Below are 22301 nucleotides of genomic sequence, written 5' to 3'. Positions count from 1 at the left end.
GTCGTGGAACGGTCCGCGGTGCCGCCCGATCCCGTGGCTTGTGTCCCTGTGCTGACCCCAGCGCCCGTCCGCTTCCTCCAGTGCTCCAGTGCGGCCCCGTTGCCGTCGTACCCGGACGTCCGCGTCCCGGCGCTACTGTCGATGGTAGGGCCGGGCGCCCGATTTACCAGATCTTTCGCCGCAGGTGGTCCCCCGGTTACGCCTCGTCAAACTACCCGAAAGCCTAAATATCCGGACATGGGACGGCCCCCGCGCGGCGGGTGCCGCACGGGGGCCGTCCTTCGCCCGCGTCAGATCAGCTCGGCGTTCAGCGTGATCGTGGTGCCGGTCAGCGCCTTGCTCACCGGGCAGTTGGCCTTGGCGCCCTCGGCGGCGGCCTGGAAGTCCTCGGCCGAGATGCCGGGCACCTGAGCCCGCACCGACAGCACGATGCCGGTGATGCCCTCACCCGGCTGGAACGTCACGTCCGCCTTGGTCTCCACCGACTGCGGCGGCGTGCCCGCCTGGGCGAGGCCGTGCGACAGCGCCATGGAGAAGCACGAGGAGTGCGCCGCCGCGATGAGCTCCTCCGGGCTGGTCTTGCCGTTCGCCTGCTCGGCCCGCGAGGGCCAGGACACGTCGAAGGTGCCGACCCCCGAGGTGTCGAGCGAGACGGTGCCGGAGCCGTCGAGCAGCGCGCCCTTCCACTGCGTCGTGGCGGTACGAGTCGTCGCCATCGCGACCATCCTTCCGATACTGAATCCGTTACAGACCGAACCTACACGCGCGCCTGGTGCGCCCGGTGCTCGGCACGGACGAGATCCTCCACCTCGGCCCGCAGGGCGAGGAAGCCCGGGGAGCGCTTGAGCTCCAGCGCCCGTTCGGACGGCAGGTCCACCACCATGTCGCGGGCGATCCTGCCGGGGTCGCAGGACAGCACGAGCACCCGGCCGCCGAGGAAGACGGCCTCCTCCACGTCGTGCGTCACCATGATCACGGTGGTGGGCTCGTCCCGCCACACCTGGCGGACGAAGATCTGCATGTCCTCCTTGGTCTGCACGTCCAGCGCGCCGAACGGCTCGTCCAGCAGCAGCACCCGCGGCGAGCAGGCCAGCGCCCTGGCGATCGCCACCCGCTGCTGCTGCCCGCCCGACAGCTTCCCCGGCAGCACCGAGGCCATCGACCCCAGCCCCACCTCGTCCAGCAGGCGGGCCACCCGCTCGTCCCGCTCCCGTCGCGGCACGCCGAGCGACTCCAGGCCGAAGGCCACGTTCCGCGCGACGCTGCGCCAGGGATACAGCGAGGAGGTCTGGAACACCAGCCCGCGCTCGGGGCCCGGCCCGGTCACCTCGTGGCCGTCCAGCAGCACCCGCCCCGTGGTCGGCCGGGTCAGCCCGGCGATCAGCGACAGCAGGGTCGACTTGCCCGACCCGCTGGCGCCCACCACGCACACGAACTCCCCGGCGCCGATCGTGAGGTCCAGGTCGGCCAGCACCGGCCGTCCCGGCGCGAACTCCTTGCCCACCGAGGAGAGCCGCAGCGTCACACCGACCACCTCCCCACGCGGGCGCGCAGCAGCCGCAGCGTCACGTCGATGGTCAGGCCGATGAGGCCGATCACCACCAGGATGGCGAAGATCTTGTCGGTCTGCAGGAACCGCTGGGCCCGGGTGATGCGGTAGCCGAGGCCGGAGGTCGCCGCGATCAGCTCGGCCACCACCACGAAGTTCCACGCCGCCGCCGCGTTGACCCGCATCGCGTCGATCATGCCGGGCAGCGCGTACGGGAACACGACCCGCGCCGCCACCCGTACCCGCCGCGCACCGAGCGTCGCCGACACCTCCAGCAGCCGGCGGGGCACCTGCCGCACCGCGTCCGCGGTCATCAGGGTGTTGAAGAACACCACGCCGAGCACCAGCAGCGCCACCTTGGACGCCTCGCCGATGCCCAGCCAGATGATCAGCAACGGGATGAACGCCGAGGCCGGCAGGTAGCGCAGCAGCCCGATCACCGGCTCCAAGAGCGCCTGCGCGGCGGGCAGCGCCCCCATGGTGAACCCCAGCGGCACCGAGACGAGCACGGCGAGCACGAAGCCGAGGCCGATGCGGCCGAGGCTGGCCGACAGGTCCGACCACAGCTCGCCGCTCGCCGCCATCTCGGCCCCCGCCGCCCATACGGCGGCGGGCGAGGGCAGGAACGCCGGGTCGATCGCCCCGCTCGCGCTGAGCGCCGCCCAGGCCGCCAGCGGGCCGAGCACCGACGCCGCGCGCAGCCCCCAGGCGACCGGCGCGGACACGCCGCCGTGCAGCAGCCTGATGCGCCGCGCCCGGGGCGCGGCGTCGACCGGCGCGTCGATGACGACCCCCGCGCTCACGGCTGGACCGACATGACGAACTTCGGTTCCAGCAGGCCCTCCAGCGAGGGGGCGGCGTCCACCAGCTTGCTGGCGACGAGGAAGTCGGAGATCTGCTTGGCCCGGGACGGCAGCTCGCCGGAGAACGCCGCGCGGTTCTGCTCCAGGGTGAAGATCGAGGTGCCCTTGTCGTAGGACTGGTAGTCCGCGACGCTCACCCCGGCGCGCTTGGCCATGATCGCGAGGGCCTGGTCGCGGTTGGCGGAGATCCAGGCCAGCGTGTCGAACCACGTCTTCACCAGGGCCTGCACGCCCTTGGCGTCCCGGTCCAGCAGGTCCTTGGTCACCACCAGGTGGTCGGGGATGGCGCCGGGGAAGTCGGCGGAGGTGCTGATCGCCGCGCTGCCCGGCCGCTTGAGCGCGGTGGTGGTGAACGGCGCGAACACCCCGACCGCGTCCACCCGCCCCGCCACGAACGCGGCGGCGGCCGCGTCGGTGGGCAGCGGCTGGAACTTCACGTCCGCCTCGGTGAGACCCGCCTTCTCCAGCGCGAGCAGCAGCAGGTAGTGGTCCACCGTGCCCTGCTCGGCGGCCACCGTCATGCCCTTGAGGTCGGCGACGGTCTTCACGCCCTCCTTGGCGATGATCTGGTCGTTGCCGGTGGAGTTGTCGTTGACCAGCACGACGGTCTCCTTGGCGCCGCCCGCCACCGAGGCGAGGGTGTCGTTGAGCGTCTGGCTGTTGGCGTCGATGTTGCCGGTGGCCAGGGCGTTGAGGCTGTCGGTGTAGCTGTCGAAGTACTTCAGCTCCACCTGCACGCCGTTCTTGGCGAACAGCCCCTGCTCCTGCGCGACCTGCCAGGGGAACCAGCCGGGCCAGGCGCTGAAGCCCAGCGTGATCTTGGGCGCGGCGCCGGCGGACGGCGTGGCGGCGTCCTGGCCACCGCCGCCGCAGCCCGTGCCGAGGGCGAGGAGTAGGGCGGCGGGAAGAATGAGGCGACGGAGCATCACTCGGCTCCCCTCTCGGATTCCTGAGTGTGGTGCGTGGCGGGGGGTGCCGGGCGCTTCGGCAGGTGGCCGGCCCGGACCAGGCACCCGAGGGTGTCGCAGATGACCCGGGTGGCGATGAGGGCGGTGATCTCGGCGTTGTCGTACGGCGGGGCGCACTCGACGACCTCGATGCCGGCGAGCGGACGGGCGTCCGCGATGAGCTGGATGAACTTCAGCACCTCGCGGGGCAGGAAGCCGCCGGGCTCGGGCCAGCCGGTGCCGGGGACGAACGCCGCGTCCAGGCAGTCGACGTCGAACGACAGCCAGACCGCCTCCGCGCCGTCCCAGGCGACCTCCAGGGCGCGCTCGGCGGCGGCCTCGATGCCCATCTCGACGCAGTCGGTGACCGTCATGATGGTGGTGCCGCGCTCGCGGCCCACCTTCACGCCGGGGCGGGGGGCCTGCCAGCCGCCGATGCCGATCTGCACCAGGTTCTTCGGCGGCACGTTCGGCAGGTCGGTCGCGTGGAACCACGGCGTGGTGTGCATCCGCTCGTCCAGGTCGGTCTCCTGGGTGTCCACGTGGCGGTCGAAGTGGATGATGCCGACGTTGCCCTGGACGTGCTCGGCCACGCCCCGCACCGTCGGGTAGCCGATGGAGTGGTCGCCGCCGAGCACCACGGGGAACGCGCCGCTGGCGTAGACGTGCGAGACGGCCTTGCTGATCTGGTCGAAGGTCTTCTCGATGTTGGCGGGGATGGTGAACACGTCCCCGAGGTCGGCGATGGTGATCGACTCGCGCAGGTCGACGCCCAGCTCGAAGCTGTACGGCCCGTACAGCGCGGAGATCTTGCGGATGCCCTGCGGGCCGAACCGCGTCCCCGAGCGGTAGGTGGTGCCGCCGTCGAACGGCGCGCCGAGCACCGCCACGTCGTACTCGCCGCACCTGCGCACGTCCTCCACGTACGGGGCCTTGAGGAACGTGTTGATCCCGGCGAAGTGCGGCAGCTCCCCGCGGGAGAAGGTGGGGATGGTGCGGTCGACGATGGAGTCCGCGCCGGGCAGGCCGAGCTCCAGGCCGCGCTCGATCTCGCGGCGGTGCATGGTCTGGGGCAGCTCCGCCTCGCGCTCGACGGCGTAGCGGGCCTCGGGTCCGTAGTGGTCGTGAAGGTGGCCCACGGCACTCCCTCTCGGAAAATGCCTCACTCAGGAGGCAGCCGACAAGACTGTCTCCCGGGTTTTTGTCCCGCCGTGGAACGGCCACCCCGCGCGGACGGCCGCCTGCACCTCTCGGACCAGCCCCTCGCCTCGCGGCCGAGAGCGGAACCCTAGATGCGCCTCCCCCTTACCGGGCGAGTCCCCTTCATGACAGCGCCGGGCTGTTTCCACCGCGTTTCCGAGCGGTAGCGGCTCGGTGACGTGATGTCCCGCGCCGTCCCGGCGGCCCCACCCGCCGAGGTGGGCCGTCGAGGTGTGAAAGCTTCACGAAAAGATCGGGAACTCCGGCGGCAAGTATCGGGAGGTCCGCGGACGTCCGCGCGGCGCGCATCCCGGTGCCGTGTGTAAGAACGGTCCTGACAGTTCTCCGCCGCCCGGACGCGGCTCCGAAGACGGTCCGCCGGGTGATCGGCCGACGCCGGGCCGGTGGAGGCTTCTCCCGCCGCCGCGGAATCGGGTCTTCGGGCCTCGGTGGTTCCGAAAGTTTCGGGTGCCGGGGCGCCTGGTGGCCCAGCCCTCGGCTGTGACCAGGGCCCACGAAATTCGGCTCCACAGGCGTTGACTGAGGCCTTGACGGACCTCTGTCCGGCGCCTATATTTCCGCGATATTAACAGGACAGTGTGAAAGTTTCGGGCCCATCGCCCGGATGTTTGCCGTCGGAGCTGCGATCACCCGATGACACGGAGGCGCGAGGATGGGCACAGCCAGGACGATCGACTCGTCACCTGGCACCCGGGATCCGCACGAGACCAAGCCCGAGCCGGCCCGCCGGAAGCACTCCGGAGGCCGCACCTGGCGGCAGGCGTTACGCCGCGACTGGCAGCTCTACACGCTGGCGATTCTCCCGCTGCTGTTCTTCTTGATCTTCCGGTACCTCCCGATGATCGGCAACGTGATCGCCTTCCGGAAGTTCCGGCCCGGCGGCAGCGTGCTGGGCGAGGAATGGGTGGGCCTTCGCTACGTGCGGATGTTCCTGAGTGATCCGACGTTCTGGCATGTGTTCACCAACACCTTGATCATCGGTGGGCTCACCCTGCTGTTCTGCTTCCCGATGCCGATCATGCTCGCCCTGCTGATCAACGAGGTCAGGCACCAGCGCCTCAGGCGGTTCGTCCAGTCGGTGTCCTACCTGCCGCACTTCCTGTCGATGGTGGTCGTCGCCGGACTCGTCTTCGAGATGCTGTCGCTCGACGGGCCGGTGAACCAGCTCCTGCGCGCGATGGGCGACGACCCCGTCGCGTTCATCCAGCAGGCGGAATGGTTCCGGACGATCTACGTCTCCTCGGAGATGTGGCAGACCGTCGGCTGGGGGACGATCCTCTACCTCGCCGCGCTCACCACCATCGACGACCAGCTGTACGAGGCGGCCCGGATCGACGGCGCGGGCCGGTGGCGGCAGACGTGGCACGTCACCCTGCCCGGCATCCGGCCGACCGCGGTCACCCTGCTGATCCTCAACATCGGCACGTTCATGGCGGTCGGGTTCGAGAAGATCCTGCTGCTGTACAACCCGTTGACGTTTCCGACCGCCGACGTGATCTCCACGTACCTGTACCGGATGGGCATCCTGTCCAACAGCTTCAGCTACGCCGCGGCGATCGGCCTGTTCGAGGCCGTGATCGGCCTGACCCTGGTCCTGTCGGCGAACCTCATCTCCCGCCGCACCGTAGGAGCGAGCCTGTGGTGACCGTGGACAGGACCAGGGGCTACCGCGTCTTCCAGGGCGTCAACGCCGTCATCCTCACCGTCGTCGTGCTCGTGACCCTGTACCCCTTCGTCAACATCCTCGCCCGCTCGTTCAGCGACGAGAACGCCATCCGGTCGGGACAGGTCAACCTCATCCCTCGCGGGTTCACCCTCAAGACCTACGAGTACATGATCTCCGACCCGATGTTCTGGACGAACTACCGCAACACGGTGGTGTACACGGTCGTCGCCACGCTGATCGCGATGGTGATGACCACCTGCTACGCCTACGTGCTGTCCAAGCACCATCTCAAGGGCCGCAAGATCCTGATCGGGATCGCCGTCTTCACCATGTTCTTCACCGGCGGCCTCATCCCCAACTACGTGCTGGTCACCAGCCTCGGCCTGAAGGACAGCATCTGGGCGGTCGTCCTGCCCAACGCCGTCAACGTCTTCAACCTCCTGATCATGAAGACCTTCTTCGAGAGCCTGCCGGCCGAGCTGGAGGAGGCCGCCGCGATCGACGGCATGAACACCTACGGCATCCTGCTGCGGATCGTGCTGCCGCTGTCGAAGGCCGTCATCGCCGCGATGGTGCTCTTCTACGCCGTCGCCTTCTGGAACTCATGGTTCACCGCGTTCCTCTACATGAGCCAGTCGGAGCTCTTCCCGGTGACCGTCTACCTGCGCAACCTGCTGGCGGGCGCCACCACCGCGACGTCCATCGGCGCCGACGCCACCGACATGACGGTGGCCGCCAACATCAAGTCGGTGACCATGGTGCTCACGATCCTTCCCATCGTCGGTCTCTACCCCTTCCTCCAGCGGTACTTCGTCTCCGGGGTCATGATCGGCGCGGTCAAAGGCTAGGTCTCGCCGCCTCAGGCACTCCCCCGCAACCCCCCCGAGGGAAAGGACTTCCATGTACGAGATGAACCGCCGTCAGGCGCTGGTCGCCATAGGTGCGTTCCTCGCAGTCGCCGGCTGCGGTGGCGGTGAGGAACCCAAGAAGACGGCCGACAACTTCGCGGCCAACCGGGACGGCGCGATGCCGAACTACGGCGTGGGCACCCAGTTCAAGGCCGCCGCGCCGCTCACGTTCACCGTCCTGTACAACAACCACCCGTTCTATCCGCTGAAGAAGGAGTGGCTGTTCTGGTCGGAGCTGACCAAGCGGACCAACGTGACGCTCCAGCCGAGCGTGGTGCCGCTCAGCGACTACGAGAACAAGCGCAGCCTGATGATCGGCGCCGGTGACGCCCCCCTCATCATCCCGAAGACCTACCCCGCCCAGGAGACCCCCTTCGTCGCCTCCGGTGCCATCCTCCCGGTCAGCGACTACATGGACCTGATGCCGAACTTCAAAGAGAAGATCGCCAAGTGGAACCTCCAGGGTGACGTGGACACGCTCCGCCAGTCGGACGGCCGCTTCTACCTGCTCCCCGGCGTCCACCAGGACTACTGGGTGGACTACACGCTGGCGGTCCGCTCGGACATCCTGGAGAAGCTCGGGCTCGACATCCCGGAGACCTGGGACGACGTGCACGCCATGCTGAAGGCGATGAAGCAGGAGTACCCCGACTCCTACCCCCTGTCCGACCGGTGGGGCGTCCCCACGCCCGGCGGCAACCTGCTGAACATCCTCGGCACGGCCTACGGCGCCCCCGGCGGCTGGGGCTACCGCAACGGCGTGATCTGGGACTCGAACGCCCAGAAGTTCGCCTTCACCGGCGCCACCGAGTCGTACAAGCAGATCATCCAGTACCTCAACACGCTGGTGAAGGAGAAGCTGCTCGATCCGGAGAGCTTCACCCAGACCGACGACCAGGCGATCCAGAAGCTGGTGTCCGGCAAGTCCTTCGTGATCAGCACGAACGCGCAGACGCTGGTCAACGAGTACCGGCCGCCGTTGCTGAAGGCGAACTCGAAGGCCAAGCTCGTCAAGATCCCCGTGCCCATCGGGTCGCTCGGGCCGATCAAGGCCGGTCACCACCAGACCCGCCTGGAGAACGGCATCATGATCTCCAAGAAGGCCCGCGACGGCAAGAACTTCGTCGCCATGATGCAGTTCGTCGACTGGCTCTGGTACTCCGACGCGGGCCAGGAGTTCGCCAAGTGGGGCGTCGAGGGGGTCACCCACACCAAGGGCGGTCCCCGGGGGTACGAGCTGACGCCGGACGTCGACTACGTCGGGCTCAACCCCAAGGGGAAGAAGCACCTGCAGAAGGACTTCGGCTTCGGCAACGGCGTGTTCGCCTACGGCGGGAGCACCGAGCTCCTCCAGTCGACCTTCTCCGAGGAGGAGGTGGCGTTCCAGAAGGTGATGAACGCCAGGCCCGCCCTGCCGGTGGAGCCGCCGCACCCGCTCACCGACGAGGAGCGCGAGCAGGTGACCCTGTGGGAGTCGCCGTTGAAGGACCACGTCACCCAGAACACCCTCGGTTTCATCCTCGGCAAGCGCGACCTCGGCGAGTGGGACGCCTACGTCGCCGAGCTCGACGGCAAGAACATGACGGCCTACGTCACCTTGGTGAACAACGCCTACGACCGCTACAAGAAGGAACACGGCTGACCCTCGCCGCCCGATGCCGCCTGGAGGCGCCATGACCGACACGACGGCCGCCCCCAGGTTCGGCCAAGGGCCCCTCTCCCGTGTCTCCGCGCTCGTCTACACCCTGCTCGTGGTCGAGGTGATGTTCCTGGCCGCCACCCTGCCGGGCCTGGCCGGACTCGTCCTCCTCGACCGGGACGCCGCCAACGTCCCGCTGGCCGCGGTCTGCCTGCTTCCGGTGGGCCCCGCGCTCTCGGCGGCGTTGTACGCGCTGCACCACCGCCGCCTGGACCTCACCGACCTCCATCCCAGGGCGGCGTTCTGGCGCGGCTACAAGGCGAACGTCCGCGGGGTCCTGAAGCTCTGGGTCCCGTGGCTGGTGTGGATGGCGGTCATCGGGGCGAACCTCGCGAACTTCGCCGCCGCCGGGGTCCCGGACTGGTGGGCGGCGCTGTCGGTCCTCATCGCGGTGGCGGCGACCCTCTGGGTCGCCAACGCCCTGGTGATCACCTCGTTGTTCGCGTTCCGGGCGAGGGACGTGGCGCGCCTGGCCGCGTACTTCCTCACCCGCTCGCCCCGGGCCTCCCTCGGCAACGCGGGCCTGCTGGTCGTGGCGGCCGTCCTCACGCTGGTGGCCTCCGAGGCGGTGCCGGCGCTGCTGGCCTCCGTGTTCGCGTCGGCGGTCCTGCTGAACAGCCGCGCCGTGGTCGCCGAGGTCCGGGACAGATTCACGGCGGCCTCGTGACGGTTCCCGTGCCGGACGGCGTCCACCCCGCGTGGCTGCCGCCGGAGGCCTTCCGGGCGATCGGGTCGCGCCGCACGCTCGTGCGCGGCGACGGCCCGCTCGTCGACACCGTGCGGGACGAGGTGACGCTGGCCTGCGTCCGGTACGGCGGCCGGGTGCGGCACCCGTTGCCCGGCGGCCGGGACGGTCCCGGCCCGCCCCCGGACCTCGTGCTCGCGCTCCGCTCGGCGGGACCCCTGCCCGCCGTCGCGGAGACGGTCCTGGCCGGGTTCGGCGCGATCGGCGACGAGGGGTTCGTCGTCGCCCGCCACGACGGCGTCACGGTGGTGCTCGCCGACGAACCGGCCGGCCTGCTGTACGGCCTGTTCCACGTGGTCCGGCTCGGCGAGCGCGCGTTCGGGGCCGCGGTCCCCGCGGAGCACCACCGGCCGGCGACGCGCCGCCGCATGCTCGACCACTGGGACAACGTCGACGTGCATCCGGTGATGGGCCAGGTCGAGCGCGGGTACGCGGGCGGCTCGCTCTTCTGGCGGGACGGCGTCCTGCGCGAGGATCTGAGCCGGGTGCGGGCCTACGGGCGGCTGCTGGCCGCGTGCGGCGTCAACGCGGTCGCGGTGAACAACGTGAACGTGCACGCCACGGAGGCGAGCCTGCTGACGGACCGGCTCGGCGACGTGGCCGCGATCGCCGCGGAGCTGCGGCCCTACGGCATCAGGGTGCACCTGTCGGTGAGGTTCTCCTCGCCCGTCGTCCTCGGCGGGCCGCCGACCGCCGACCCGCTCGACGAGGACGTGCGCAAGTGGTGGGCGGCGGTCACCGAGCGGGTGTACGCGAGGATCCCCGACTTCGGCGGCTACGTGGTGAAGGCCGACTCCGAGGGCCAGCCCGGCCCGTTCACCTACGGCCGCAGCCACGCCGACGGCGCGAACGCGCTCGCCGACGCGCTGGAGCCGTTCGGCGGGGTCGTCCACTGGCGCGCCTTCGTGTACGACCACCGGCAGGACTGGCGGGACCGGGCGACCGACCGGGCGCGCGCGGCCCACGACCACTTCGTCCCGCTCGACGGGCTGTTCCGCGGCAACGTGATCCTCCAGGTGAAGCACGGCCCGATGGACTTCCAGGTGCGCGAGCCGGTGTCGCCGGTCGTCGCGGCCATGCCCGCCACCCGCCTGGCCGTGGAGCTCCAGGTGACGCAGGAGTACACCGGCCAGCAGCGGCACGTGTGCTACCTCGCCCCCATGTGGAGCGATGTGCTCGGGTTCCGCCCGTGGGGCCCCGCCGGGCCGGCCGTGGCGCGGCTCGCCGCCGGCGCGGCGGGGGACGGCGGCGGCCTGGTCGCGGTCTCCAACGCGGGCGACGACCCCTACTGGACCGGTCACCCGCTCGCGCAGGCCAACCTGTACGCGTTCGGGCGGCTCGCCTGGGCGCCGGGCGCGGACCCGGCCACGATCCTCGACGAGTGGATCGACCTCACCTTCGCGCCGTCGGCACCCGGCGGCCTGGAACGGCTGCGGCCCACCCTGCACGCGATCATGGACGACTCCTGGCGCACGTACGAGCGGTACACCGCGCCGCTCGGCGTCGGGTTCATGGTCCGCCCCGGCCACCACTACGGTCCCGACGTGGACGGGTACGAGTACACGCCCTGGGGCACCTACCACTTCGCCGACCGCGACGGCGTCGGCGTGGACCGCACGCGCGCCACCGGGACCGGGTTCACCGGCCAGTACCCGCCGCCCTGGTCGGAGGTCTACGAGCGGCTGGAGCGGTGCCCCGACGAGCTGCTGCTGTTCTTCCACCACGTCCCGTACGGGCATGTGCTGCGCAACGGGTCCACCGTGATCCAGCACATCTACGACACCCACTTCGCCGGCGCCGAGCAGGTGGCCGAGGCCCGGTCGCTCTGGGAGCGGCTCGCCGGCACCGGCTCGGTGGACCCCGCCCTGCACGCCCGTGTGAAGGCACTCATCGACGAGCAACTCCGCTGCGCGGAGGAGTGGCGCGACCAGATCAACGCCTACTTCTTCCGCAAATCAGGCGTGCCCGACGCCCACGGCCGCCGCATCCCGTGACACCCGAATTTCCTGGCGCCGCCTTGAACGTTTCACTGATGGTGTCCCTTCGCGGGGGCCGCGGCGCTGCCACGGACCATCAGATCGGTGGTGAGGATGAGGCGGCTGTGCGGCAGCGGCTCGTCACGGGTGAGGGCGACCACCATGGACGCGGCGGCCATGCCCATCTCCCTGAGCGGCTGGCGGACGGTGGTCAGTGGCGGGGTCACCCACTGCGCCGGGGTCAGGTCGTCGAAGCCGACCACGCTGATGTCCTCGGGCACTCGCAGGCCCAGGCGGGCCGCCGCCTGGTAGACCCCCATGGCCAGCCGGTCGTTGGACGCGAAGATCGCGGTCGGTGGCTCCGGCAGGGCCAGGAGCGACAGCGCGCGCGTGATGCCGTCCTCGAAGCGGAACTCGGCCTCGCTGACCAGCGACGGGTCCACCGGGACACCCGCCTGGTCCAGCGCGGCGCGGTACCCGTCGAGCCGGGCCCTGGCCGACAGCAGGTGCGGCGGCCCGGTGATGATGGCGATGCGCCGATGCCCCAGTTCGAGCAGGTGACGGGTGGCCATGAGCCCCCCGCTCCAGTTCCCCGCCCCCACCGACGGCACCTCGTGCCCCGGCTCACCCGTAGGGTCCACCAGCACCAGGGGGATGCTCCGCCTGCGGAGTTGCTCCCGCTGCTCCCCGGTGAACCCCGAGAACACCGCGATCACCCCCGCCGGCCTCCGGTGGACGACCCCTTCGAACCACTCCGGATCCGCGATCTGCCTGCCCTGCAGCTGCGAGAGCGCGAGTGACAGCCGGTGCTTCCGCGTCACCTCCTCGACCCCGGAGATGATCTCCATGGCGTACCCCGACGCCGGCTCCAGCTCATGAAAGACCAGCTCGACCATGGCGGTCCTGCTCGCAGGCCTCCGCTGCCGCCGATAACCGTGCTCCTCGATGATCCTTTGAATGATCGCCCGAGTGCTGAGAGAGACCTCGGCCTTGCCGTTGACGACCTTGGACACCGTCGAGACGGACACCTCGGCCATCTCGGCGATCTCCGCGATGGTCAGGGGTGAGGGATGCCCGCCCGCAGAAGCGGGCGACTCCCGTGAAGCGGTCATGGCAGCAGCTTAAACGTCCAGAAGCCGCATTTCGGCGATCTCACTGCTATGGCCCCGCCCTCGATGTCCGTCCGCGCGCATCGAACCGTAGGTCTCCTTTCGCACCGGGCCATGGGGCGCGCCGGAAGATGATCGGCGAGCCCGGAGCGGCTCTTATCGATGCGTTTCGCCGGCCGGGCCGAGAAATACCGGTAGCGCCGCCGCGGGCGCCACCGGATTCCCGTTGAGGAGGAAGCCGCGCATCGGGGCGGATGCCGGGGCGGGTCACCAGCCCCAGCGTTCGAGGGCGTCCTGCGGGGTGTAGTCGATCAAAGTGGCCAGGAGCGAGTAGAGAGGCCGATTACCCTTTTCCTTGGCTTTCATCGCGGCTTGGTACGCCACTTTGTCGTACGACGTGTTGACCACGGTGGCCTCCAGGGCAGGGACAAGGATGGCGCTGATGTTCTGCTCGCCGCGTTCGGCGTAGCGCGTCATCAGGTACGCCAGGTAGGCCTCGCCGCCGCACAACACCGTGGGGCGTGCGGTCTTGGAGACCACGACGGCGTCCTTGTCGCCGATGATGTGGCACTTGGCCCGCTCGAAGAAGAGCCGGGCGTACTCCGCGGCGATGTGGTTCAGTGCGAGGAAGGTGGTTTCGAGGGAGCTGAGGCTGCTGGTCAGCGTGTCCGTGGCGGTGAACAGGTAGACGCCGAGCTCACCGCTCGCGGACAGGTCCGCCTCCGTCTCGGCCGCGGCCTCGAAGAACCGTGTCATGTTGTCCGCGATCGTCTGCGAGGAGGTGGCGGCGTCGGCGTGGGACAGGTAGGAGATCTCGGCTGAGCGGCTCCACATGGCGAGCGCGGTGCAGGTCTGGACGCGTGTGGTCCACGCCGATTCTTTTCCGACGTAGTAGTACACCTGGTCTTTGTCGTCGTCGGACTTGTCGTCTCCGTCCTGTTCGACCGATACGCCCAGGTCTGACAAGTCGGTGGGGGCGGCGACCGACGGGTCCGTGAGGTCGATCCGGCGCTTCTCGGTGCCGATGACGCGGATGAGCGGATCAAGCGCGCTCACCTGGTCGAGCGTGCCGTAGAACCGGACTGAGACGCCGTCGGGGTAGACGTCCCGCAGCGCGGTCTTAAGGGGGATGCTCTGACCGGTGAGGTCGTCGACGCAGTTCTTCCCTTCGATCTTTCCGGCCACTCCCGGGACGACGGTGTCGACGACCCCGGTCCCTGCGAGCTTGTAGGTCACGAGAGTGCCCGTGGAGTTGTACCTGAGGGCCGACGGGATCTCATAGGACTCTTTGGTCTTGAGATCCCGCAGGTAATGGGTGTTCGTGGAGATCGCGCCGTTCGGCATATAACGCTCCAATCTGGTAAATGACCTGTTTTCGGATAGACGGATAACTCGAAGCGGGCCGGACCGGTCAGCGCGGTGCACGTGTGGATGCGCGTGGTCCACGCCGAGCCGGCGCCGACGTGGTAGTACTCCTGGTTCTCGTCGTCGTCGGACTTGTCCTCGGCATCCTGTTCGATCGACAGGCCGAGGCTCGAATAGCCGCCGGGGGCGCTTCGCGCCGGGTCCACGAGGTCGACCCGGCGGTTGTGGGCGTCGATGACGAATTTGAGCGCGTCCACCTTGTCCACCTGGTTGTGGGTGCCGTAGAACCGGGCCCGGGTGTGCTCGGGGTAGGCGCCCCGCAGCGCGGCCTTGAGGGGGATGAGCTGACCGGCCTCGTCGTCGACGCATTGGTTCGCGAAGATCATGCCGACCAGGCCCGGCACGATGCTGCCGACGGTCGTGGGCCCGCGAGTGTGTAGGTCACGAGGGCACCTACCGGCTCGCGTCTGAGATTGGGGGGGATGTGGTGGGTGTCCTCGGTCTTGAGGTCGCGCACGATACCCGTGGCCATGAAGATCTTGCCGCTCGGCATTGTAACGCTCCAAACTGAGGGATGACCCGTTTCCGGGCAGCCGGAGGACCGTGGTGGAGGATCGAGCCTTGCCGTGGCCCCTCACGCGAATTGACACCCCGGCGAGAGTGGCCCGAAATGAAGAAATACGGCTGGACTAATGGTGAATGTCCAACTGCTTTCGCACCATAACACTTATCGGGATCTCCGCACAGGGATAACCCGGCAAGCCGCCGGAACCGGGCAAATCCCCCAAGTGTGCGCTCAGCGAATCCTGCCCCCACCTGCCTCTGGATGCCTGCCGGGCCACCGGTTCCCCGAACCGCTCACATAACGCCAATCAGGCAAATCTGACTTATTACTCTTCTTCTCTCAATTACGGATTCGGCCCCTTTTGTGCTAGAGAGATCCGCCGGGCATACCACTGGAGCCGGTCCGAAACGGACCGGCTCCAGGGCTTGGCGTCACACGGGGGTCACACTCGGGTCCACTTCTGGTTGGAGCCGCCGGTGCAGGTCCAGATCTGCACCTTGGTGCCGTTGGCAGTGCCGGCGCCGGAGACGTCCAGGCACTTGTTCGCGCCGACGGCGGTGATGGTGCCGTCGGAGTTGAGGCGCCACTTCTGGTTGTTCTGCCCGTTGCAGTCCCAGATGATCACGCTGGTGCCGTCGGCGGTGCCCCCGCCATTGACGTCCAAGCACTTGTTGCCGTAGACCCGCAGCTCATTCGCGCTGGTCGATGCCCATTGCTGGTTGGCGCCGCCGTTGCAGTCCCAGATCTGCATCTGGGTGCCGTTGGTCTGGGAGTTGCCGTTGACGTCTATGCACTTTCCGGCGTTGACGCTGCGCAGTGGGCCGCTGGTGGTGGTGGGCGTCTTCATCGGGCCGTTGAAGGTCAGCTTGACCACGTACGCCAGCGCCGAGTAGGGCTGGGTCGGCATGCCGATGTGCAGGCCGGTGGAGTCCTGGGTGCGGGTGGGCAGGTTGACGTAGGTGCCGGCCGTGTTGGCGATGAGCTCGGTCTTGCTCAGGTTGGACAGGTCCATCCGTCCGTTGGCCAGCGAGGCCAGGTTGAGGGTGGAGCCTGGCCAGCCGAGCACGGTGGCGTACAGCACCGTGTTGTCCTTGCTGCGGGTGTAGCGGATGTCCTGCCCGGTGCCGGCCCGCGGCTCCACGAAACTGCCGCCGCCCATCTTGGTCGGCCCCTCGCCATACGTGGTCCAGGCGCGGGTGGAGTAGATCGACTCGCCGTTGCGCCGCAGGTAGGTGCCGATGGCGGTCAGCAGGTCCTTCTGCGCCTGCGGAACCGAACCGTCGGCCCTGGGTGAGATGTTCAGCAGCATGTTGCCGTTCTTGCTCACCCGGTCGATCAGCGCGTGGACCAGCGCGGCCGGGCTGTAGTAGGAGATTCCGTTGGTGTAGGACCAGGACGGGTTGCTGACGGCGTCGTCGGTCAGCCAGTAGGGGGTACGGATGTCGGCGGGACCGCCGCGCTCGTAGTCGTACACCTCGCCGTTGGTGTTGAAGCCGTCCTTGTAGGCGGCGACGACCTCTTTGCCCCACGCGTTGGCCTGGTTGTAGTAGTACGCCAGGAAATTGAGCCGCTTGGACTCCTCGACGAGGTACAGGCCGCCGTCCTGCCAGATCATGTCCGGCTGGTACTTGTCGACGACCTCCTTCAGCTTGTCGTACCACAACTGCTGCTCGGCGGCGGAGCCGAGCTGCCCGTACAGCTTCTTCAGGGTCGTGGTCGGCTGGGAGGGCACGTGGTCGTAGTAGCCGGTGAAGTTGTACAGGTGGTGCATGGTGACCAGGAACTTCAGGTTCTTTGCGCGGATCGCGTCGGCGAACAGCCGAACCAGGTCGAGCCTGGGCCCGCGAGCGACCGAGTTCCACTCGTTGACCTGGCTGTTCCACATGGAGAAGCCGTCGTGGTGCTCGGCGACGGGACCGGCGAACCTGGCCCCGGAGTCGGCCACCAGCTGCGCCCACTCGCTGGGGTCGAAGTTGCCGCCCTGCGACTTGAGCTTCGGCGTGAACTGCACCCAGTTGCCGGCCTTGTCGCGCGCCCCGTCGATGAAGTTGTGGTACGGCCAGGCCGAAGGGTCACCGTAGACGCTTTTGTGGTGGTTGTTCTCGTTCGACCCGTTGATGTACATGGTGCGCGGGTACCACTCGGTGCCGTACTCAGGCGTGGCGAAGGCGCCCCAGTGCCAGTAGATGCCGAACTTCGCGTCCTGGAACCAGTCCGGAGCGGCGGGATGCTGGTCCACCGACGCCCAGGTGGGCTGGTAGACGGCGGGCGCGGCTTCGGCCGTGCCCGTCGCGTGGGGCACGGTGAGCAGAGCCCCGGCGAGCAGAGCGGTACCGGCCACGGCGGTCCGTCTGCGTAGCCGCGACATCGTGATGGAGGGCACGCTGACTCCTTGGGATGAATGCAATCGTATCGATTCGATTTATGCTGCAATCACACGCCGCCGAACACACGCATCAATTGCGACGAAGCTGACTCACCGTCCGCGATCATCAAATATTGATGGAGACACTATCCATCATTTGCTCTCTGCAACTGTCCGGCACTGCCATTGGAAACCTTCCTAGGCGGGGCCTGAATTCTTGCTGTCCGTGCATTTGAGGGCCGGATTCCAACTCACCGAGGGGGCCTGGTGCCGGACGGGTCGCCATAGAAGATGCCGCGGCCGTACCCGCTGAGGTACACCCGCCCGTACCTGTCTGGATCACCGGTGAGCACTTCCGGCACGCCGCCATACTGATGCCGGTCATCGTTGATGCGCACCCAACGCCTACCGGCGTCGTCGGAGCGGTAGACGCCCCGCCGTCCGCCGACCTGCGCGGCCGTGTACAACGCCGGGTAGGCACGGCCGGGCGCCGGCTTGCCGAAGCCGATGTTGTCGGCCTGCCCTACGCTGCTCACTTTGGTGAATGTGGCCCCGGAGTCGGTGGAATGCCACAGGCCGTAGGAGGTCCAGGAGGCGCCGCCGGCCAGCCAGATATCGCCCTCGTGCCCGGGTACCGCCTTGAAGCGCAGGTTCCAGTTCGACGCGGGCAGGCCACCGGCGGTGGAGGCAGCGAAACTGGCTCCACCGTCGGTGCTGACATAGAACGTGCCGTTGGAGAACGCGTAGAACTTCATAGGGTTGACCCGATCGGAGGCGACGATCGCATTGGCGGGTACTCCTGTTGACGTGCTCCACGACGTGCCGAAGCCGACCGAGTAGACCACCTGCCGGCCCGAGTCGCCCGGCGCCCAGACGAACCGGCCGCCGTCGGACGCGGCGGCGATGGAGCCGCCGGCGTTCACGCCACTGGGTTCGACGCCCTGGAACCAGGTGACGCCGCCGTCGGTGGAGAACGCCGCGTGACTGTCCCCGGGTCGGTCGGAGTCGTTGAAGTCACCCGCACGCACGATGACCTTCGGGCTGCGCTCCGCGTAGTCGATGCTCCTGCTGGTGGTGAAGACGGGGGAGGTGAAGACCGTCTTGGGCGCAGCGTTCAGGTCGTCGTGACGGAAGCCGCTAACGTCGCCCATGGCGCTGAGCAGCGGCCCCCCCGGTGGCTTGATCAGGCCTTGGACCGCGCCCTCCTCCAAGCCGTCGACCTCCGGCGTGATGGTGATGATGCCGCCGGTGTCCCATGTGGTCAGGTTCTTGGTGCCGGCGATGCCCGGGCCGCCGTTGTACAGCATGTGGTCGGAGTCGAAGGGGTCGATCTCCATGGAGGAGATCACCTGGCCCACCTTGGGGACCAGTATCGGCGGATTGGGCTGCTCGCCCAACGTGACCCAGGGCGTGGCGGTAGCGTCGATCTGGTACCGCAGCTTGCGGTTGGGCCAGGCGTCCCAGTCCCAGATGCGGCTCCAGGTGGCTCCGGAGTCCGTGCTGCGCCAGATGATGCCGTCGGGCCACCAGGAAACCTGGGTTCCCACCATGATGGTGCTCGGGTGGCGGCGGTCAACGGTCAGGCCCGAGTAACCGAAGTAGTTGTCGCCGCTACTCGACGGGACGGGGCTGATCTGCGTCCATGCGCCGGTGACGGTGTCGTACTTCCACACGTCGCCCTTGCCGCCGCCGAACGGGCCTATGGAGTCGGCGGTGGTGATGTACAGCAGATGGTCGACCGGGTCGAGGACGCCCTTGTGCGGGTAGTAGCCGGTCGGCGCTCCGGCCAGAGGAGCCCAGGTGGCGCCGCCGTCGCTACTGCGGTACGCCGGATGGTCCTTGTCCGCGACGCCTACATAAATGGTTTTCGTCGTGCCGCCCGTACGGCCGGTGGATTTGTCGAACGTCACCCAGACCAGACCCGGGTCCTCCGTGCCGCCGGGTGTCTGCGGATCGTCACCCGAGTGGGGGAAACCGCTCACCTGCCCCCACGTCACACCGCCGTCGGTGCTGCGCCACAGGCCGTTCCCGCCGGGTGCGCCCAGGTACAGAATCCTGTCGTTGTCGGGGTCCACCGCGAGCCGTTCCCCCATGCCGCGGCCGTTCATGTTGCCGCCCAGGTGAAACGGCAGGACCGTGGCCTGCCAGGTCTCGCCCCTGTCGTTTGAGCGCAGGACGGCGCCGTTGTTGGGGTCCACGCCGTTGGTGTACATGCCGACGGCGGCCCAGACCTTGTTCGCCTGGGACGGACTGGCGGCGACGCTCGCCACGCCCATATGGCCCCAGTGATCCCAGTCCACCCAGTCGAGCAAAGGAGTCCACGACTCGGCCGCGCCGTCCCAGCGGTACATGCCGCCGACGTCGGTGCGCGAGTAGGCGAGGCCCTTGCGCGCCTGGCTGAAGACGATCCCCGACACGAAACCAGTGCCACCGATGCGCACATTGTTGAAGATGTAGCGCTCTGGACTGGTCCCGGCGGACGACGGCGTGGACGACATGACCGCTATGGAGGCTCCCAGCGCCGCGGTGACCAGGCACACCATTGCCTTTCGCGCCACATGTATCAGCACTCCTTGATGAAGGGGCGCTGGAGGTGTGCGGCGCCCGACTGGCGGCAGGTGGCTCTGCCCGCGGACCACCACCGAGTTGCACACGTTGACAGCACTCGGAGGCTCAAGCGCTACCGGCCTCGTCCGCACCATGCACTCTCCTGTTGCTGAGGAACAGTCGGCTCCAACGGTCGAACCATCGCGGACCCAGAAACTTTCTAGCCGCAAAGCCAGAAACATAAAATAGGATGACCAGGCCTCCGTCTACCCCGCAGCGGCACCGATGACCTGCACGAGTGGTCCTGGAGAATCCGGCGTGCATCCCGACCCGTCATCGGTCGGCTGGCCACCCTCGATGACCATTGCCTTTGCGATCGAACGCTTGCCTCTTGCGGCTGTACGCAAAGAAATTTTCGGACTGACTGTCGTGAATATTTCAGAGCGGCCTGCCGCGCACGACGGTGGCCACGCGTCCCATCACGTCCGAGGCCGGCGCGCCCACGGATCGATCCTCGACAAGGACGTACGAGATATCGTTGCGGGCAACGGGTTATCGTTGCGCCGTGAACGGTCCGACCGGGAAGTGTTGAAGGGGGCCAGGTTGTCCTACGCCGAGTCGGACGGACCCGTCGCCGACCCGGAGCACCCGAAAGGCGACCCCACCCGACCCGTGACCATCTCCTACATCGCGGAGACGGCCGGAGTGTCGATCCCGACCGTATCCAAGGTCGTCAACGGCCGTTCCGGCGTGTCCGCCGACACCCGCGCCCGGGTCGAGGCGCTGATCAGCGAGTACGGCTACCGCAAGACCAACCGCAGGAACCTGCTGGAACTCGTCTTCGGTGAGCTTGAGGACATGTGGGGCATGGAGATCATCCGCGGTGTCGAGCGGGTGGCCCGTGAGCATCGCGTCGGAGTCGTGCTGACGGAGTTCGGGCCGCGGCGCGATCCGGTGGGACATCCGATCGGCGACACACTGGCGCGTCGCCCGGCCTGCGTCGTCACGGTCGCCCAACTGTCGCGGGAGCAGCGTGCGGAGTTGCAGGCCAAGGACATCCCGTTCGTGGTCTTCGACCCTACTGTCGAACTGCCGGACGGTGTCCCGTATGTCGGCGCGACCAACTGGGCGGGCGGCCGGTCGGCGACCCGCCATCTGATCCAACTGGGACACCGCCGCATCGCAATGATCGCCGGACACGACCGGATCTTGTGTTGCCGGGCCAGACTGGACGGCTATCGCTCGGCCCTTGAGGCCGCGGGCCTGTCCGTGGACGCCGGCCTCGTCGTACGCGCCGAGCTGACCAGACAGGACGGACGGGTGGCCGCGCTCGCCCTGCTGCGCGGCCCGGGGCGACCCACGGCGATCTTCGCCTGCAACGACCTGCAGGCACTCGGCGTCTACCAGGCAGCCCGTGAGCTGGGGTTGCGCATACCGGCGGACGTGAGCGTGGTGGGCTTCGACGACCTGCCCGTCGCCGCGCTCGTCGATCCTCCGCTGACCACCGTCCACCAGCCACTCACCGAGATGGCCGCCGCCGCCACCGAGCTGGCGCTGGCCCTGGGGCGTGGTGAGGAGACGCCGCAGATCGGTCTCGAACTGGCCACCACCCTGACGGTCCGGGAAAGCACCTCCTCACCGGCCGATCGATGACCGGTCGTGCCGGGCCGAGAAGGTATCCGCCCCCACGTCCACCACGACTGCGCCGATAGAAGTGACGACCGAAGGTTGAGGTCGATCTCGGCAATCTCCGGCTGGTCGTCCCATGAGCCGCCCCAACTACATGACGACAGGCAACTTCGGTAGGCGTGCGGAGTCGTGGCGGCGATGGGCGGGGAACCCGTCCGCTGAAACTTTCATCACCGGGTGGATCGCAGAGGGTGCGACGCGACGTGGTCAGCGCTGGCGAGGTCAATGCGGCCGCAGAAAGCGATGAGGAGGACCGGGCGTGAGCCCTTGACGGGGCCGGTGAGGTGCTGTTGTGATGCGGGCCACGCCCCCTCGGGTCACCCTGAATGAGAGGGACGCTGGCTTTTAAGGTCATTGTTAGCGCTAACAGTTAAGGGTCGGCAACCGCGCCGCACACCTCTGATTCGTGTGGTAATTGACTATTCGGTATGACCTTCCCTGCCATGTTAGCGCTAACAGAAAAGTGAAAGGGGTCTCTTTATGCTCCTCCTAAACCTGAGAAAGGCGGCCGCGACGGGCGTCGGCGTGTTGCTCGCCGTCGCCGGCCTGGTGGGCTCCGGTACGGCCCAGGCCGCCACCACCGGCCCGTGTGACATCTACGCCGCGGGCGGCACGCCGTGTGTGGCGGCGCACAGCACCACCCGGGCGCTGTACGGCGCGTACAACGGGCCGCTCTACCAGGTCAGGCGCTCGTCGGACAACACCACTCGCGACGTCGGCGTCCTGAGCGCGGGCGGAGTCGTCAACGCCGCCACTCAGGACGCGTTCTGCGCCGGCACGTCGTGCGTCATCACCATCCTTTACGACCAGTCCGGCCGCAACAACCGCCTCACCCAGGCGCCTCCTGGCTACTGGCCCGGTCCCGCCGCCGGCGGCTGGGACAACCTCGCCGACGCGAAGGCGGCCCCGATCACCATCGGCGGCCAGAAGGCGTACGGCGTTTATGTTGCTCCCGGAACCGGCTACCGCAACAACAACACCAACGGCGTCGCGACCGGAGACCAGCCGGAAGGCATCTACGCCGTCGTCGACGGCACGCACTACAACCAGTGGTGCTGCTTCGACTACGGCAACGCGCAGACCGACG

Annotated in this window: 17 protein-coding genes and 1 riboswitch; of the genes, 7 read left to right on the top strand and 10 right to left on the bottom strand. The window is 68.3% G+C overall.

From position 1 onward, the window contains the following. Nucleotides 1–290: 290 nt before the first annotated feature. Genes ACFP1K_RS33015 through ACFP1K_RS32995 form a run of 5 tightly spaced genes read right to left on the bottom strand, consistent with a single transcriptional unit; the run spans nucleotide 291 to nucleotide 4498 of the window. The gene (locus ACFP1K_RS33015; protein WP_380760795.1) at nucleotides 291–716 is read right to left on the bottom strand and encodes an OsmC family protein; all 426 of its coding nucleotides are present in this window, start codon (nucleotides 714–716) and stop codon (nucleotides 291–293) included. Between the two features lie 41 nt (nucleotides 717–757). Continuing rightward, nucleotides 758–1525, bottom strand: coding sequence for an ABC transporter ATP-binding protein (locus ACFP1K_RS33010; RefSeq protein ID WP_380760793.1), 768 nt, complete (start codon nucleotides 1523–1525; stop codon nucleotides 758–760). Further along, entirely contained in the window at nucleotides 1522–2352 is an 831-nt protein-coding gene (locus ACFP1K_RS33005) for an ABC transporter permease (protein ID WP_380760791.1), read from the bottom strand. The genes ACFP1K_RS33010 and ACFP1K_RS33005 overlap by 4 nt, the downstream gene beginning before the upstream one ends. Continuing rightward, on the bottom strand, nucleotides 2349–3338 hold the full coding sequence (locus tag ACFP1K_RS33000) for an ABC transporter substrate-binding protein (RefSeq protein WP_380760789.1): 990 nt from the start codon (nucleotides 3336–3338) through the stop codon (nucleotides 2349–2351). The genes ACFP1K_RS33005 and ACFP1K_RS33000 overlap by 4 nt, the downstream gene beginning before the upstream one ends. Continuing rightward, entirely contained in the window at nucleotides 3338–4498 is a 1161-nt protein-coding gene (locus ACFP1K_RS32995) for an agmatinase family protein (RefSeq protein ID WP_380760787.1), read from the bottom strand. Before ACFP1K_RS32995 ends, ACFP1K_RS33000 begins: the two co-directional genes overlap by 1 nt. A gap of 49 nt (nucleotides 4499–4547) precedes the next feature. Next, nucleotides 4548–4662: riboswitch (guanidine-I (ykkC/yxkD leader) on the bottom strand. 570 nt (nucleotides 4663–5232) lie between these two features. Here ACFP1K_RS32995 and ACFP1K_RS32990 point away from each other — a divergent pair. The 5 genes from ACFP1K_RS32990 to ACFP1K_RS32970 are packed head-to-tail and all read left to right on the top strand — an operon-like array spanning nucleotide 5233 to nucleotide 11592. Further along, nucleotides 5233–6225 (top strand): ABC transporter permease, encoded by a 993-nt coding sequence (locus tag ACFP1K_RS32990; protein ID WP_380760785.1) that lies wholly within the window; start codon nucleotides 5233–5235, stop codon nucleotides 6223–6225. After that, nucleotides 6219–7094 carry a carbohydrate ABC transporter permease gene (locus ACFP1K_RS32985; protein WP_380760783.1) on the top strand — a complete coding sequence of 292 codons (876 nt, stop codon included), beginning with the start codon at nucleotides 6219–6221 and terminating at the stop codon, nucleotides 7092–7094. The genes ACFP1K_RS32990 and ACFP1K_RS32985 overlap by 7 nt, the downstream gene beginning before the upstream one ends. Before the next feature lie 52 nt (nucleotides 7095–7146). Then, nucleotides 7147–8796, top strand: coding sequence for an ABC transporter substrate-binding protein (locus ACFP1K_RS32980; RefSeq protein ID WP_380760782.1), 1650 nt, complete (start codon nucleotides 7147–7149; stop codon nucleotides 8794–8796). A 31-nt stretch (nucleotides 8797–8827) separates the two neighbouring features. Then, nucleotides 8828–9520 (top strand): hypothetical protein, encoded by a 693-nt coding sequence (locus ACFP1K_RS32975; RefSeq protein ID WP_380760780.1) that lies wholly within the window; start codon nucleotides 8828–8830, stop codon nucleotides 9518–9520. Continuing rightward, nucleotides 9517–11592 (top strand): alpha-glucuronidase, encoded by a 2076-nt coding sequence (locus ACFP1K_RS32970; RefSeq protein ID WP_380760778.1) that lies wholly within the window; start codon nucleotides 9517–9519, stop codon nucleotides 11590–11592. Before ACFP1K_RS32975 ends, ACFP1K_RS32970 begins: the two co-directional genes overlap by 4 nt. 32 nt (nucleotides 11593–11624) lie before the next feature. On the opposite strand, the gene ACFP1K_RS32965 is transcribed toward ACFP1K_RS32970, so the two are convergent. From ACFP1K_RS32965 to ACFP1K_RS32945, 5 genes are all read right to left on the bottom strand, one after another. Then, complete coding sequence (locus ACFP1K_RS32965) at nucleotides 11625–12686, bottom strand: substrate-binding domain-containing protein (RefSeq protein WP_380760776.1); 1062 nt, start codon at nucleotides 12684–12686, stop codon at nucleotides 11625–11627. A gap of 264 nt (nucleotides 12687–12950) precedes the next feature. Further along, a complete protein-coding gene (locus tag ACFP1K_RS32960; RefSeq protein WP_380760775.1) occupies nucleotides 12951–14027 on the bottom strand; it encodes a hypothetical protein in 1077 nt (358 codons plus the stop codon). Further along, the gene (locus tag ACFP1K_RS32955; protein ID WP_380760773.1) at nucleotides 13916–14452 is read right to left on the bottom strand and encodes a hypothetical protein; all 537 of its coding nucleotides are present in this window, start codon (nucleotides 14450–14452) and stop codon (nucleotides 13916–13918) included. Before ACFP1K_RS32955 ends, ACFP1K_RS32960 begins: the two co-directional genes overlap by 112 nt. A gap of 603 nt (nucleotides 14453–15055) precedes the next feature. Then, a complete protein-coding gene (locus ACFP1K_RS32950) occupies nucleotides 15056–16996 on the bottom strand; it encodes a lectin (RefSeq protein ID WP_380760771.1) in 1941 nt (646 codons plus the stop codon). Nucleotides 16997–17229: 233 nt separating this feature from the next. Then, nucleotides 17230–19536, bottom strand: coding sequence for a WD40/YVTN/BNR-like repeat-containing protein (locus ACFP1K_RS32945; protein ID WP_380760769.1), 2307 nt, complete (start codon nucleotides 19534–19536; stop codon nucleotides 17230–17232). 307 nt (nucleotides 19537–19843) lie between these two features. Between ACFP1K_RS32945 and ACFP1K_RS32940 the strand changes: the two genes are divergently transcribed. Next, on the top strand, nucleotides 19844–21178 hold the full coding sequence (locus ACFP1K_RS32940) for a LacI family DNA-binding transcriptional regulator (RefSeq protein ID WP_380760767.1): 1335 nt from the start codon (nucleotides 19844–19846) through the stop codon (nucleotides 21176–21178). Nucleotides 21179–21694: 516 nt separating this feature from the next. Further along, on the top strand, nucleotides 21695–22301 hold a 607-nt coding region (locus ACFP1K_RS32935), incomplete at its 3' end, for an arabinofuranosidase catalytic domain-containing protein (protein ID WP_380760765.1).

The organism is Sphaerisporangium aureirubrum (assembly GCF_042658925.1).
Classification (GTDB): Bacteria; Actinomycetota; Actinomycetes; order Streptosporangiales; family Streptosporangiaceae; genus Sphaerisporangium; species Sphaerisporangium aureirubrum.
The sequence above is the reverse complement of the archived record's forward strand: the minus strand, read 5'-3'. Positions and strand labels throughout refer to the sequence as shown.

Excerpts from the sequence above, each read along its gene's own strand:
- ACFP1K_RS33015 (WP_380760795.1), bottom strand. The coding sequence starts at position 716 with ATGGCGACGACTCGTACCGCCACGACGCAGTGGAAGGGCGCGCTGCTC.
- ACFP1K_RS32960 (WP_380760775.1), bottom strand. The coding sequence starts at position 14,027 with ATGCCGAACGGCGCGATCTCCACGAACACCCATTACCTGCGGGATCTC.
- ACFP1K_RS33000 (WP_380760789.1), bottom strand. The coding sequence starts at position 3,338 with ATGCTCCGTCGCCTCATTCTTCCCGCCGCCCTACTCCTCGCCCTCGGC.
- ACFP1K_RS32990 (WP_380760785.1), top strand. The coding sequence starts at position 5,233 with ATGGGCACAGCCAGGACGATCGACTCGTCACCTGGCACCCGGGATCCG.
- ACFP1K_RS32980 (WP_380760782.1), top strand. The coding sequence starts at position 7,147 with ATGTACGAGATGAACCGCCGTCAGGCGCTGGTCGCCATAGGTGCGTTC.
- ACFP1K_RS32965 (WP_380760776.1), bottom strand. The coding sequence starts at position 12,686 with ATGACCGCTTCACGGGAGTCGCCCGCTTCTGCGGGCGGGCATCCCTCA.
- ACFP1K_RS32975 (WP_380760780.1), top strand. The coding sequence starts at position 8,828 with ATGACCGACACGACGGCCGCCCCCAGGTTCGGCCAAGGGCCCCTCTCC.